The organism is Microbispora sitophila, from assembly GCF_014892245.1.
Lineage (GTDB): Bacteria > Actinomycetota > Actinomycetes > Streptosporangiales > Streptosporangiaceae > Microbispora > Microbispora siamensis.
In genome coordinates this window covers 12747-27355 of the sequence record NZ_JADBGC010000049.1, presented here as the reverse complement: position 1 = coordinate 27355, position 14609 = coordinate 12747, and the positions used below count along the sequence as shown (strand labels likewise).

General features: G+C 73.5%; 7 protein-coding genes. 4 read left to right on the top strand and 3 right to left on the bottom strand.

The genetic code is table 11. The annotated features are described in order from the left end of the window. On the bottom strand, positions 1-5782 hold a 5782-nt coding region (locus IL992_RS44455), incomplete at its 3' end, for a type I polyketide synthase (protein WP_226874931.1). 490 nt (positions 5783-6272) lie between these two features. Between IL992_RS44455 and IL992_RS44450 the strand changes: the two genes are divergently transcribed. Both IL992_RS44450 and IL992_RS44445 read left to right on the top strand, forming a co-directional pair. Continuing rightward, positions 6273-7703: an acyl-CoA carboxylase subunit beta gene (locus IL992_RS44450; RefSeq protein ID WP_193209304.1), complete on the top strand. Its 1431-nt coding sequence runs from the start codon at positions 6273-6275 to the stop codon at positions 7701-7703. Positions 7704-8105: 402 nt separating this feature from the next. Beyond that, on the top strand, positions 8106-9530 hold the full coding sequence (locus IL992_RS44445; protein WP_193209303.1) for an acyltransferase family protein: 1425 nt from the start codon (positions 8106-8108) through the stop codon (positions 9528-9530). On the opposite strand, the gene IL992_RS44440 is transcribed toward IL992_RS44445, so the two are convergent. Then, positions 9433-10755 (bottom strand): MFS transporter, encoded by a 1323-nt coding sequence (locus IL992_RS44440; RefSeq protein ID WP_193209302.1) that lies wholly within the window; start codon positions 10753-10755, stop codon positions 9433-9435. The two genes, IL992_RS44445 and IL992_RS44440, sit on opposite strands and share 98 nt — an antisense overlap. Positions 10756-10876: 121 nt before the next feature. On the opposite strand from IL992_RS44440, the gene IL992_RS44435 reads away from it, so the two are divergent. After that, complete coding sequence (locus tag IL992_RS44435) at positions 10877-11683, top strand: SAM-dependent methyltransferase (protein WP_226874930.1); 807 nt, start codon at positions 10877-10879, stop codon at positions 11681-11683. Here the strand turns inward: IL992_RS44435 and IL992_RS44430 are convergent. Beyond that, positions 11650-12834: an MFS transporter gene (locus IL992_RS44430; RefSeq protein ID WP_319019233.1), complete on the bottom strand. Its 1185-nt coding sequence runs from the start codon at positions 12832-12834 to the stop codon at positions 11650-11652. The two genes, IL992_RS44435 and IL992_RS44430, sit on opposite strands and share 34 nt — an antisense overlap. A gap of 176 nt (positions 12835-13010) precedes the next feature. On the opposite strand from IL992_RS44430, the gene IL992_RS44425 reads away from it, so the two are divergent. Continuing rightward, entirely contained in the window at positions 13011-14537 is a 1527-nt protein-coding gene (locus IL992_RS44425) for a vWA domain-containing protein (RefSeq protein WP_193209300.1), read from the top strand. Positions 14538-14609: the final 72 nt, after the last annotated feature.

Sequence of the window (14609 nt, the reverse complement as noted above, 5' to 3'; positions counted from 1 at the left end):
CGGCGGCGGTGACGGCGGTGTGGGGTTCGGGGCGGTCGCGGCGGAGCACGGGGACGGCGACCAGGTCCTCCTGTCCGTCGAGGGTCTCGCGGATCAGCCCGCTCAGGACGCCGTCGGGCCCGATCTCCAGGAACGTTCGCACTTCTTCGCCCGGCTCCCCGCCCTCGTGCAGCCGCCGTACGACGTCGGTGAAGCGGACGGGGTTGCGGAGGTGGCGGGCCCAGTAGGAGGGGTCGGTGAGGTCGGTTGGGGTGGCGATCTGGCCGGTGAGGTCGGAGACGAAGGGGATGACCGGTCCGGTGGGCGGGGTGAGGGACAGCCCGGCGACGGCGTGTTCGAACTCCTCCAGGATGGGGTTCATGTGGGGGGAGTGGAAGGCGTGGCTGACGGTCAGGGGCCGGACCTTGTAGCCGTGTTCGCGGAAGTGCTGGGTGAGTTGGGTGACGGCGTGGGTGTCGCCGGAGATGACGGTGGAGGTGGGGGTGTTGAGGGCGGCGATGGTGACCCTGCCCTGGTAGCGGGCCAGCTTTGGCGTGATCTCCGCCTGTCCTGCGTTGATGGCGGTCATGGCGCCGCCGGGGGGGAGGGTGTGCATGAGGCGGGCGCGGGTGGTGACGAGGGCGGCGGCGTCGGGGAGGGTGAGGATGCCGGCGGTGTGGGCGGCGGCGATGGCGCCGATGGAGTGCCCGGCCACCGCTGCCGGTGTGATGCCCCAGGTGGCCAGCAGGTGGGTGAGGGCGGTCTGCAGGGCGAACAGCGCGGGCTGGGTGTACAGCGTCTGGTCCAGCAGGCCGGGGTCGGCTTGGCCGAGCAGCACCTCCCGCAGCGGTATCGGCGCGTGCCCGGCCAGGTGCTGGTCCAGGAGGTCGATGGTTTGGTCGAAGGCGGTGGCGAAGGCGGGGTAGGCGGCGTACAGGTCGCGTCCCATGCCGGCGCGTTGGCTGCCTTGGCCGGTGAACACGAAGGCGACCCCGCCCGGCCGGGTCACGCCCGTGACCACCCCATTCGGGGTTGTCGCGTCGGCGAGGGCGCGGGTGCGTTCCAGCAACTCCTGCCGGTTGGTGCCGGTGACGACGGCGCGGTGGTCGAAGTGGGTGCGGGTGGTGGCCAGGGAGTAGCCGACATCGACGGGGTCCAGCTCGGGGTGGTGGTCCAGGTGATCGGCCAGCCGGGCGGCCTGAGCGGTGAGCGCCTCCCGGCGGGCCGAGATCACCCACGACACCACCGGAACCGAACCCCGTGTGCCCGGCACCTCCCGACGACCGTCTGATGCGGCGGGGAGGGGGTGGCCGCGGTTCTGGGCAGCGGACGCTTTCAGGGAACCGTTCGGCGAGATGGCATGAGACGCCTGCGGGGTGTCGTCCTGGTCGGGTGCCTGTTCGAGGATGACGTGGGCGTTGGTGCCGCTGATCCCGAACGACGAAACGCCCGCACGTCTCGGGCGGCTGATCTCCGGCCAGGGCACGGGCTCGGTCAGCAGCGACAGGCCCGCCGACCAGTCCACGTACGGGGACGCCTCGTCGGCGTGCAGCGTCTTCGGCAGCACGCCGTGCCGCATGGCCAGCACCATCTTCATGACGCCCGCGACACCCGCCGCGGCCTGGGTGTGGCCGATGTTCGACTTCAGTGAGCCAAGCCACAGCGGCCGGTCGGCGGGGCGGTCCTGTCCGTAGGTCGCCAGCAGCGCCTGCGCCTCGACGGGGTCGCCGAGCCTCGTGCCCGTGCCGTGCGCCTCAAGCGCGTCCACATCCGAAGGACCGAGTCCGGCGTCCTTCAGGGCCTGGAGGATCACCCGCTGCTGCGACAGCCCGTTGGGCGCGGTGAGGCCGTTGGAGGCGCCGTCCTGGTTGACGGCGGTGCCGCGGATCACGGCCAGCACCGGGTGACCGTTTCTGCGCGCGTCCGACAGGCGTTCGACCAGCAGCAGGCCGACGCCCTCGGCCCAGCCGGTGCCGTCCGCGGCGGCGGAGAACGCCTTGCACCGCCCGTCAGGAGCGAGCCCGCCCTGCCGCGAGAACTCGGTGAACATGCCGGGTGACGACATCACCGTCACCCCGCCCGCCAGGGCCAGGTCCGACTCGCCCGACCGCAGCGACCGCACGGCGAGGTGCAGCGCGACCAGCGACGACGAGCAGGCCGTGTCCACCGTCACGGCAGGCCCTTCGAACCCGAAGGTGTAGGCGATCCGCCCGGAGGCGACGCTGGTCGCCGTGCCCGTGAGGGCGTAGCCCTCGGATCCTTCGGCCGTCTCGTGCAACCGGGGGCCGTAGTCCTGGGGCATCATGCCGACGAACACGCCGGTGCGGGTCCCGGCCAGCGACCGCGGCACGACACCGGCCCGTTCGAAGGCCTCCCACGCCACCTCCAGCAGGAGACGCTGCTGGGGGTCCATGGCCGCCGCCTCGCGGGGACTGATGCCGAAGAACTCCGCGTCGAAGCGGTCGGCGTCGTGCAGGAAGCCGCCCTCACCGGTCACGGAGGTGCCCGGCCGCGCCTCGGCGGGGTCGTGCAGCGCCTCCACGTCCCAGCCTCGGTTGGCGGGGAAGGCGGTGACGGCGTCGGCGCCGTCGAGGACGAGTTCCCAGAGTTTCTCCGGGCTGTCAGCCCCGGGGTACCGCCCGGCCATGGCGACCACCGCGATCGGCTCGTCGGCCGTCCGCTCCCCGGACACCGGTGCGGGAGGCGCCGAGGGGGCGGTCGTCCCGCCCCCGGACAGGGCGAGCAGGTGGCGGGCCAGCGCGAGGGGCGAGGGGTGCTCGAACGTGACGGTCGCGGGAACCGTCAGGCCGGTGGCCGTGGCCAGGGCGTCCCGCAGCTCCACCACGCCCAGTGAGTCGAGCCCCAGGTCCTTGAAGGAGAGGTCCGGTGCGACGCTCCGCGCGTCCGCGTGTCCCAGGACGGCCGCCGTGGCGGACAGGACGAGATCGAGCGACGCCTGCTCGCTCCTCGCGACCTCCGGCTCCCGGGATGTCTCCTGCCGGCTGTGCGCCTCCCGGCTTTCTACCGGCGCGGACTCGATCGGCGCCCGCCGCTCGCCCGGCTCCGCCGGCGCGGCGACCGTGTCGATCCAGTGCCGGCGACGCTGGAAGGGATAGGTGGGCAGCGGCACGCGCCGTGCGCCCGGCCGTACGGCACGGCTCCAGTCGACGTGCGCGCCGTTGACGTGGAGCGTGCCGAGCGCCCGGAGGAACTCGCCCAGGTCCCCCCTGTCGCGGCGTAGCGTTCCGGTGACCACCCGTCCGAGGTCCGGCGCGGCGGCGGCGTCCAGGATCTCCCTGACCCCCGGAACCAGGATCGGGTGCGGGCTGGCCTCCACGAACACGGTGTGGCCGTCACGCAGCGCGGCCGCGACGGCCTCGTCGAACCGCACGGTGTGGCGCAGGTTGCGATACCAGTAGTCCGCGTCCAGCTCCGCGGTGTCGAGCCGCCCGCCGGTCAGCCCCGAGTAGAAGGCCACGCCGCTCGGCCGAGCCGGGTGCCCCGGCAGGCAGGCCAGCAGCCGGTCCCGTACGGCTTCCGCGTGCGCCGAGTGCGAGGCGTAGTCGATCCGCACCCGCCGCACCGCGACCGCCTCGGCTTCGTACCGAGCGATGAGCTCGTCCAGCGCGTCCGCGTCACCGGAGACGACCGTGACCGAGGGGCCGTTGACGGCGCCGATCTCCAGGCGCCCCGCCCATTCGGCCACCCGCGCTTCGACCACGGGACGCGGCAGCGGGACCGAGGCCATCCCGCCGCGGCCCGATATCGCGGCGAGCGCCTGGCTGCGCAGGACCACGATCGCGGCGGCGTCCTCCAGCGACAGTGCGCCCGCGACGTGCGCGGCGGCGATCTCCCCCTGGGAGTGGCCGATGACCGCGTCGGGACGTACGCCGAAGTGCTCCCACAGCCGGGCCAGCGCCACCATGACGGCGAACAACGCGGGCTGCACGACGTCCACCCTTTCGAACGACGCCGCGCCGGGCAGGTTCCACAGCACGTCCCGGGGCGACCAGTCCACGTGGGAGTGGAGGGCTTCGGCGACCTCGGCCAGGTGCCGGGCGAAGACGGGAGAGGCGTCCGCCAGGTCCCTGCTCATGCCTGTCCACTGGCTGCCCTGGCCGGGGAAGACGAGCACGGTGCCGCCGAGGTCGCGCGCCCTGCCCTGCACCGCTCCGGACGCCAGGTCGCCCGCGCCGAACGCGCGCAGCCGTTTCCGCAGGTCCTCGTGGTCCGTGCCCACCACGACCGCCCGGTGTTCGAACGCGGTGCGGCCGGTGGCCAGCGACAGCGCGACGTCGGACGGGTCCGCGTCGAGGGCGGCCGAGCCGCTCAGCCGGGCGGCCTGCTCGCGCAGCGCGGCCGGGTCGCGAGCCGACAGAACGAGAGGGACGACGCCCGGGCCGCTCCCGCCGGGGCCGGCGTCCTCGCCCTCCCGGACCGGCCCGGCACCGATAGTGACCTCTTCCCGAGCCGTCCGCCGCGTCGTACGGCGCGGCGCTCCCGGCCCGGGGGCCGCGGCTCCCGGCGGCGGCTCGGCGAGGACGACGTGGCAGTTCGCTCCGCCCACGCCGAACGAGCTGACCCCGGCGATCAGCGGCGCGTCCGGGCTCGGCCAGGGGGAGAGTTCGGTGGCGACCCGCAGGTTGAGTGCGTCGAGGTCGATGCCGGGGTTCGGCGTCTCGTAGTTCAGGCTGGCCGGAACCTCCCGGTGGTGGATGCTGAGCACGGCCTTGAGCAGCCCGACGATGCCGGCCGCTCCCTCCAGGTGGCCGACGTTCGTCTTCGCCGACCCGACCAGGAGCGGCCGCGTCGCGGGCCGGGACGCGCCGAGCGCGGCGCCGAGGGCCGCCGCCTCGATCGGGTCGCCGACCGTGGTGCCGGTGCCGTGCAGCTCGACGACCTGTACGGCAGCAGGATCGACGCCGGCCCTTTCCATGGCCAGCCGTACGACCCGCTCCTGGGCGGCGGCGTCGGGGACGGTGAGGCCGGGGGTCGCGCCGTCGTTGTTGACCGCGCTGCCCAGGATGACCGCGTAGACGTGGTCCTCGTCGGCCAGCGCCTGCCGCAGCGGCTTCAGCACGACGATCCCGCCGCCCTCTCCGCGCGCGTAGCCGTTGGCCCGGGCGTCGAAGGTGAAGCACCGCCCGTCGGGGGACAGGCCGCCGAACCGCTCGGCCGTCGCCGTGCTCTCCGGGACGAGGTTGAGGTTCACCCCGCCCGCGAGGGCGACGGCCGCCTCGCCCGAGCGCAGGCTCTCGCAGGCCAGATGCACCGCCACCAGCGCGGACGACTGCGCGGTGTCGACGGTGAGGCTCGGCCCGCGCAGGTCCAGCGCGTACGAGACGCGGTTGGCCAGGATGCCGCGGGTGAGCCCGGCGAGCGTGTGGCGGGTGATGGCCGCCTCTCCTTGCCGGTAGACGAGCGTGGCGTAGTCGGCGGACATCGCCCCGATGACCACGCTCGCCGGCGTGCCCCCGAGGTCGCCGGGCCGGATGCCGGCGTCCTCCAGCGCCTCCCAGGCGAGCTCCAGCGTCAGCCGCTGCTGGGGGTCCATCGCCGCCGCCTCCTTCGGCGAGACGCCGAAGAACCCCGCGTCGAACTCGTCGACCCGATCCAGGAAACCGCCCCGCAGGCCGGCGAGCCGGGGCTCGCCCGCCAGGCGGCTCTCCGAAGGCGGGCCGACCGCGTCGCGCCCGGCGCGCAGCAGGTCCCACAGGTCCCGCGGGTGCGGCGCTCCCGGCAACCGGCAGGCGAGCCCGACCACCGCGACCGCGTTCTCGCCGTAGCCGACCGCCTCGTCCATGGTGAACATCCGTCCCCTCGCGTCGTGCCCGTGCTTCTCGTCGTGCTTGTCGTGGTTTTTGCTGCTTCAGACCTCGCGCCTTCTCGCCCGCGCGAACGCGCGACCGGTCCGGCCGCATTCGCCGCTTTCCCTCCCCGTGGACGGCGGTACGGCCTGGGCTGTCCCATTCCACGGCCGAAACGGAAAAGGAAACAGCCCGGTCCGCCCGCAGGGAGGCCTTTCCGGAGAACGTGCGTGAGCAGCGGCGGCGCGGTTTCGCCGTGCCCGCGCTTCTCGTTCCGGAGCCCGTGGCTCCGGCCCGGCCAACCTAATCGACATTTGCATGAATTTCGTGCAATAGTCAACTGTGACGCCTATCACGGCATATCGGACAATTCATAAGGATTTCTTTGTGTATTTCCATCGGAAATCGTAATTGGACCCCGGTGGCGCGGTCCGCCTACCGTTTCCGGAGAAACGCGAGCGCACGCACATCGATGGGGGTAGATCCATGACCGTTGCCGAGGCGGTGGCTGTGCAGGAGAGCCGCGACGTCCGCAAGCCCGTGGCCCGGCTCGGCCGCCTGCTCGACGCGGACTCGATCACGCCGCTGCACGCGGAGGACGCGAGCGGCGTGCTCGCGGTCACCGGGCGCGTCCACGGCTCCCCGGTGGTCGCCTTCTGCACCGACGCGACGGTCATGGGCGGGGCGCTGGGGCTGGCCGGGGCCCGGCACATCGTCGCCGCGGTGGACGAGGCGCTGCGACGCCGGGTGCCGGTGATCGGCGTGTGGCACTGCGGCGGGGCCCGTCTCGCCGACGGCGTGGAGTCGATGCACGGCGCCGGCCTGGTCTTCGAGGCGAACATCCGCGCCTCGGGCCGGGTGCCGCAGATCTCCGTCATCGTGGGCCCGGCGGCGGGCGCGGCGGCGTACGGACCGGCTCTCACCGACCTGATCGTCATGTCCGACCTGGGCCGGGTGTTCGTCACCGGCCCCGACGTGGTCCGCAGCGTGACGGGCGAGGAGATCGACATGGAGGGGCTCGGCGGCGCCGACGCGCACGGCCGCCGATCCGGCGTGGTGCACGTGGTCGCCGGGGACGAGGACGACGCCTACCGGCGCACCCGCACTCTCACCGGCCTGCTGGCCGACATCGGCGGGTACGCCCTGGACGGCCTGGCCGACGACCGCGACCCGGCCGCGCTGCTGCCCGAGTCGGCCCGCCGCGCGTACGACATCCGTCCGGTGATCCGCGCGCTGCTCGACGACGGTGAGGACGGGGCGGCGTTCGTGGAGATCCAGGCCCGCTGGGCGCCGAACATCGTCGTCGGGCTCGGCCGCCTCGCCGGGCACACGGTCGGCGTCGTGGCGAACAACCCGCTCCGCAAGGGCGGCTGCCTCGACGCCCTGTCGGCGGAGAAGGCCGCCCGGTTCGTCCGGATGTGTGATGCCCACGGCGTTCCACTGGTCGTGCTGGCGGACGTCCCCGGCTACCTCCCGGGAGTCGGCCAGGAGTGGGGCGGCGTGGTCCGCCGGGGGGCGAAGCTGCTGCACGCCTTCGCGGAGGCGACCGTGCCCCGGGTGACGGTGGTCGTCCGCAAGTCCTACGGCGGCGCCTACATCGCCATGAACTCCCGCTCGCTCGGGGCGACCGCCGTCTTCGCCTGGCCGGGCGCGGAGGTGGCGGTCATGGGGGCCGAGGCGGCGGTGGGGATCCTGCACCGCCGGCGCCTCGCCGCGGCCGCCTCCGCGGAGGACAGGGAGCGGTTGCGTGCCGAGCTGGTGCGGGAACACGAGGAGCTGTCCGGCGGCGTCCGCCGGGCGCTCGACCTCCGGGTCGTGGACGAGGTGATCGACCCGCGGACGACCCGGCGGCGGCTCGCCGAGGCCCTCGCCGCGGCGCCGGCCACGCGGGGAGCGCACAACAACATCCCGCTCTGACCCCGCCCGGCCCCGGAGAGCCGCTGCCCGACTGTGCTCAAGCAGAAGACGGGCTTCGACGGCGTCGTCGTCTCCGGTTGGAACGGCATCGGCAAGGTCGCAGGCAGGGGCACACCGGTTGTCACCCGCTCCTCCCCCTCGGCTACGGCCTGCGCTACGGGCAGACCGGGTCGGTCGGCACGCTCGACGAGACCTCGCCCGAGTTCGGCTGCTCCGGCACGGGGCGGCGGCACCGCCACGGAGGACTCGTAGATCTACAACCGCCGGGACGTGGCACCGTACAAGAGCTTGATCGGCTCGGCAGTGAACTGGGGGGACAGGGAGGCACGTGTGCGCCCTCTGACCGCAGCAGGTTCAGGGAGCGCTCACGATTTTCCCAGACTGACCTCCTACCCTGACCGGATGTCCGTCGACGTTGTGGAAACGAACCGGAGCGGCGTCAGGGAGGAGGCCTTACCCGCGCGGCCGCAGCCGCCGTCCCCGGCGCCGCGTCAGGGATGGCTGGACGCGTTGCGCGGCATGGCCGCGCTTGTCGTGGTGTTCGAGCACTCCCTGGACGCGCTGTTTCCCGAGGTACGAGCGGGCGCCGGCCCGTGGTTCAACTTCGGCCAGTACGGCGTGCTCATGTTCTTCCTCGTCAGCGGCTACGTGGTGCCGGTCTCCCTGGAACGGCGCGGCAGCGTCGGCGGGTTCTGGATCAACCGGGTCTTCCGCCTGTATCCCCTGTGGCTCGTCGCCGCGGTGGCCGGGACCGTGTTCGGCGCCGAGGGCGTGTACTCGACGCTGCCGGATCAGCTGGCCGACAATCCAGGCATCTCGGCCCTGGCACACCTGACGATGCTGCAGGACTTCCTTCAGGTGGTCAGCGTCGTCAACGTGTTCTGGACGCTGTCGTACGAGATGGTCTTCTACCTGCTCGTGACGGCGATGTTCGTGGCAGGTGTGCACCGCGCCAGCGCCACCGGCATGCTCGCCTTCGCCGTGGCGGCTCTCACCGTGGGCGGGCTGATTCCCGCGGGCGCGCTGTCGCGTGGGGCCGGCGCCGCCCAGGTCGTGGTGATCACGGCGGTCGTGTTGCTCGCGGCGGCCGCGTCGCTGGCGTGTCGCGGGCGGGTGCGCGCGTGCGGCGCCGCCGCCGCGGCCGTGCTGGCTCTCGTGCTGCTCGGCGCCAACAGCCGGATCGGGGCGTGGCAGAGCCTCGCCATCCTCGCGACGATGTTCGCCGGCACCGTGCTCTACCGGCTCGACCAGGGACAACTGCGCTGGAAGAAGAGCGGGTGGGCGCTTGCCTGCGTGCCGGTCGCGTCCATCGCCGCCGCGTGGGCCTTCGGCCCCGGCTGGGGCATGCCCGGCGACCAGGCGCTGGCGTTCACCCGCGGGTGGTCCACGGCCGTCGCCGCGGCATGGGCCACCTTCCTGGCCGCCCGTCTTCTGCGGCACCGGCCGATGCCCCGCGCCCTCGTGTGGCTCGGCCTGATCAGCTACTCGGTCTACCTGCTGCATCCCCTCGCCGTGCAGGTGCTCCGGCGGCTGACGATGGACCCGGGCCGATTCTCCCTCGCCGAACGCCTGGCCATGGCCGTCCTGCTGCTCGCGGTGGTGATCGCCTGCTCCGCGCTGACCTACCGGGCCGTCGAGCGCCCGGCCCAGTCCCTGGGCCGCCACCTGTCCCGCAGAGCACGCTCCGCGACTCTTCCGGCGGGGACCCTCGCGGCGGATCGGGCCGGTGTCAGGCCGCCGGGACGGCCTCACCGGCGACGTCGGCCTCGGCCCTGGCCGTCACCCGCCGCCGTACGGCCAGGCCGAAGCACGCGACCGCCAGGCTGAAGACGCCGGCCACGACGAACGGCCCGGCGGGGCGCCACGCGTCGAACAGCGCCCCGCCGAGCGCCGAGATGATCATCACCCCGGCCGCGCCGCAGAGCGTGTGGACGCCGAACGCCGAGCCCCGCACGGCCGCGGGCGCCTGCTGGGCGAGCAGCGGGCCCGCCGTGGTGATGGCGGCGATCTCGCCCACGCCGATCAGCACGGCGACCAGCATCATGCCCGGGCCGAGGGGATCGGAGACGAGCAGCGTCGACAGGTAGGCGAGGGCGGCGACGACCTGCGCCAGGACGACCAGGTCCTGGCGCCGCATCCGGTCGCCCAGCCGGCCGAACACCGGCGCGCACAGCAACGCGACCATCTGCGAGATGCCCACCACGGCGCCCGCCTTGGCCAGCGCCTCCGCACCGGACAGGCCTCCGTGCTCGGTCCCGTAGTTCTTGATCCACAAAGACATGAAGGCGACCACGATGGCGAGGTCGGCCCGCGCCACGAACGACGCCGCGTACGAGAGTGCCACTCCCGGGTCGCGGACGAGCGCCACGCCCTCGCGCACCAGCCGGACCAGCGGCACGCGCTCGGCGGCGACCGGCCGCGCCGGCGACAGCGTCAGCCACAGCAGGCCCGCCGTGACCAGGATGCCCGCGGCGATCAGCAGGAACGCCGTGCGGGCCGCCTGCACCGGCTCCATCCCGCCCGCCTCCAGCGTCTGCGGCAGCCGCACCAGGACCAGCACCGCGACCAGCGCGCCGAGGCCGCCGAAGAAGCCGACGAGCCCGTAGGACGCCCCGCGCGACCTGCTGCGCACGTAGTCGATCGCGATCGTCGACAGCATCGCGTTGATCGCCGCGACGCCCAGGCCGAACACCACCCGCAGCACCGCCAGCACGGCGGTGTTGGCCGCGAACGGGAACAGCGCGGTGCCGGCGGCGCACAGCACCAGGCCGGAGATCACGATCACCCTGCGCCCGAACCGGTCGGCCAGCGCGCCATACCACGCGAGGCTCGCGATCATGGCGAGTTCGGCCGCCGTGTTGAGCAGGCCGACGACGGTGCCCTGCCGTGACTCGGGCAGCCCCAGGATCGTGGTGAGGATGTGCGGCTGGGCCGACGGCAGGAAGGAGATCACCGCCGTGCCGACGGTCGCCAGCGCCAGCAGGGCCCACATGTTGGCCCGGGTGACGCCGTCGGCGAGGTATGCGCCCAGCACTCGGCGCGGGGGAGTCATGGAACGATCATGACATCGTTCAGCGGCGATCTCCGGGAAATGTCGCGTTCCTCTATGGATGCGATGCTTCGCGCGCTACGGGCTAAGATCGCCCACGTCGGCGATGATCAGGGGAGGCGTCATGGATCCGGCGGCGATGGGGCCCGGCTTCGACCCGAACGTGCCCAACGCGGCGCGGATGTACGACTACTTCCTCGGGGGCAAGGACAACTTCCCCGCCGACCGGGCGGCGGCCGAGCAGGTGCTGCGGCACGTGCCGGAGATCCCCCTGGGGATCAGGGAGAACCGGGAGTTCCTCGTCCGTGCCGTGCGGTTCCTCGCCGGCCAGGGCATCCGGCAGTTCCTCGACATCGGCGCCGGCCTGCCCACCCAGCGCAACGTCCACCAGGTGGCGGCCGAGCACGCGCCCGGCGCGAGGACGGTGTACGTCGACAACGATCCGCAGGTGCTCGCGCACGCCCGCGCGCTGCTCCAGGACAGCCCGCAGGTGCGGGTATTGGAGGGCGACCTGCGGCGGCCGGAGGAGATCCTCGCTCATCCGGAGGTGCGGAGCCACCTGGACCTCGACCGGCCGGTCGCCGTGCTGCTGCTCGCGATCGTCCACTTCCTGCCCGACTCCGACGAGCCCCGCCGCCTGATCAAGGAGATCCGCGAGGCGCTCGCGCCCGGCAGCTACGTGGCCGTCTCGCACGTCGCGGTGGACGAGCGCCCCGAGCGGGCGCCCGCCGTCGAGCAGGTCTACCAGGGCGCGTCCGCGCAGTTCGTGGCCCGGCAGTCGGACGAGATCACGCCGTTCTTCGAGGGGCTCGACCTGGTCGAGCCCGGCGTGGTCAACCTGCACCAGTGGCGGCCCGAGCACGAGGCGTTCGACCCGCGCCTGCTGGCGGTGAAGAACTACTTCCTGTGCGGCGTCGGCCGCGTCTCCTGACGGGCCGCCCCGGCGGAGGGCGCGAGCCTGCCCGCGCCCAGCAGGACCGCCAGCAGCAGCACGGTGACGACAACGAACGAGGCGGGCAGCCCGGCCAGCGTGGCGATCCCTCCGATGGCGCTCGGCGCCACGAACCCCGACGCGTAGCTCACCGTGGCCGCGCCCGCGACGCCCTCGCTCGGCGAGGGCCCGGCGTTGCCCGCCGCCGCGAACACCAGCGGGATGACCACCGCGATCCCCACGCCGATCAGCATGAACCCGGCGGTCGCCGGCACCGGGGTCCGGGAGACCACGACGAGCAGCCCGCCGAGCGCCGCCAGCGCCGCGCCGCCGCGCACGGTCGCGACCGGCCCCAGCCGCCGCACCACCGCGTCGCCGCACAACCGGCCCGCGGCCATCATGCAGGCGAAGGCCGTGTACGCCGCGGCGCCCACCGCCTGGGACGCGCCCGCGACCTGCCGGAGGTAGACCGCGCACCAGTCCTGGGCGGCGGCCTCGCCGAACACCGAGCAGAAGCCCACCAGGCCGATGAGCAGCACTCCACGCGGCGGGAGCACGAAGTGGGGCGGGGCCGGCTCGTCCGCGCCCGCCCGCACGTCGAGCAGCAGCGGGCCCACGGCCAGGGCCACGAGGAACAGCACGACCGCCGTCCCGCCCAGATGGAGCCGGGCGTCGAGGCCCGCGCTCGCGGCCAGCGTGCCCACCGCGCCGCCCGCGAGCGTCCCCACGCTCCACATGCCGTGCAGCCCGGACATGATCGAACGGCCGAGCCGCTGCTCGACCACCACCCCCTGGGCGTTCATCGCGACGTCGCCGATGCCGGCCACCGCGCCGTACAGCATGAGCGCCGCGCACAGCAGGGGCAGGTTCGGCGCCAGCGGCGGCAGGACGAGGATCAGGCACCACAGGCCGATCGAGACGCGGGTGACGGCCCGCCCGCCGAACCGGTGCGTGAGGCGTCCCGCGGTCGGCATCGCGAGGATGGAGCCGACCGCGGGCGCGAGCAGGGCGAGCCCGAGCTGGCCGGGCCCGGCCCCGACGTGGTCCTGGATCCAGGGGATGCGGGAGGCGAAGCCGCCGGTCACCGCGCCGTGCAGGGCGAAGGTGACCGACACCGCGAACCTGGCCCGTCTCAGCTCCCGAAGATCCACGATCACACGGTATGTCCTCGCGCGGCCATGCCGACAGTGTGACCCTTGGGACCGCCGTGACGGGCCGGACGTCGATGATCACGAGCCGGGAACGGTTCGTCCTCACTTGGATGACCGAGGCGGCCCACGGCCGTCCGGGGTCCGTCCCAGAGGGTGGACAGACCTTGGAGGCGCCCATGAAGAAGTCCAGCCCGATCCTCGCGGCCCTGACCGTGATCGCCCTGTTGTTCGCCACCGCCTGTTCCGCCGGGGTGAGCGCCCCGGACGCCGGGGCCAGAGCACCGGCCGCCCCGCAGAACCTCCCGGACTCCGCCCGGCACGAATACCCGGGCGGTGAGGCGCGCTCACTCGACCAGGAGCCGGCGCCGAACAGTGCGGAGGAGCGCGCGGAGGAACACAGTGCGGAGGAGCCGTCGACCTTCGCCCTCGACGTCGACACGGCCTCCTACGGCTACGCCCGCCGTGCCATACAGGAGGGTCGCCGGCCGGAGCCGGGACAGGTGCGTACCGAGGAGTTCGTCAACGCCTTCCGCCAGGACTACGCGGAGCCGGAGGGCGACGGCTTCGCCGTCCACCTCGACGGGGCCAGGATGCCCGAGAAGGGGACGGCGCTGCTCCGGGTCGGCCTGCAGACCCGCGAGCCGGACGCGTCCGTGCGGCGGCCCGTCAGCCTGACCTTCGTGGTCGACGTCTCCGGGTCCATGGCCGAGGCCGGCCGGCTCGACCTCGTGCGCCGGGCGCTGCACACGCTCGTCGACCAGCTCGTGCCCGGCGACCAGGTCTCCATCGTGTCGTTCCGCGAGGAGGCCCAGGTGGTCGCGGAGATGACCGCGGTCACCTACCGGGCCGAGCTGCATGAGGCGATCGACATGCTGGGCGCCGGCGGATCGACCAATCTGTCCGACGGCCTCGACACCGGCTACCGCCTGGCGGCCGGCGCGTTCCGGCAGGACGCCACCAACCGCGTCATCCTGCTCTCCGACGGCCTGGCCAACACCGGCGAGACCACCTGGCAGGCGATCCTCGACCGGGTGAGCGAGCACGCCGGCAAGAAGATCACCCTGCTGTGCGTGGGCGTCGGCCGCGAGTACGGCGACCAGCTCATGGAGCAGCTCGCCGACAGGGGCGACGGCGCGGCCGTGTACGTCTCCACCGAGGACGAGGTGCGGAAGGCCTTCACCGAACGGCTCACCACCACGCTGGAGGTGCGCGCCCGAGACGCCAAGGCGCAGGTCTCCTTCAACCCGTCGGCGGTCGAGTCGTACGCGCTCCTCGGATACGAAGACCGTGCGCTGACCTCGGAGGACTTCCGCGACGACAGCAAGGACGGCGGAGAGATCGGTCCCGGCCACTCGGTCACCGCGCTCTACCGTGTGCGCCTGCGCCCGGACGCGGACGGCCGGCTCGCCACCGCCACGGTGCGCTGGCTGGACCCCGACACCCGGCGGCCGTCCGAGGCGGACCGGAGCGTCGACGTGTTCGCGCTGGCCCCGGCCCTGTGGGGGAGTGCCTCCGTCCGCCTTCAGGTCGACGCCGTGGCCGCCGATTTCGCCGAGCACCTGCGCGGCCGGTGGTCCGGGAAGGGCGGCACGTGGAGCCTCGCCGAGCTGATCGACCAGGCCGACCGCCTGGCGGCGCGGACCGAGGACCCCGCCGTATCCGAGCTGGCCACGCTGCTGCGCAGGGCCCGTGACCTGGGCTGATCGCCCGCACGCGGACGGCGGCCCGCGGCCCGGAACGCCGTGGAACCCACAGCGACGCCGGGCCGCGTGCCG

What these genes read in the sequence shown, in the direction of transcription:
- IL992_RS44425 (WP_193209300.1), top strand. Translation starts at nt 13,011, where the DNA reads ATGAAGAAGTCCAGCCCGATCCTCGCGGCCCTGACCGTGATCGCCCTG.
- IL992_RS44445 (WP_193209303.1), top strand. Translation starts at nt 8,106, where the DNA reads ATGTCCGTCGACGTTGTGGAAACGAACCGGAGCGGCGTCAGGGAGGAG.
- IL992_RS44450 (WP_193209304.1), top strand. Translation starts at nt 6,273, where the DNA reads ATGACCGTTGCCGAGGCGGTGGCTGTGCAGGAGAGCCGCGACGTCCGC.
- IL992_RS44440 (WP_193209302.1), bottom strand. Translation starts at nt 10,755, where the DNA reads ATGACTCCCCCGCGCCGAGTGCTGGGCGCATACCTCGCCGACGGCGTC.
- IL992_RS44435 (WP_226874930.1), top strand. Translation starts at nt 10,877, where the DNA reads ATGGATCCGGCGGCGATGGGGCCCGGCTTCGACCCGAACGTGCCCAAC.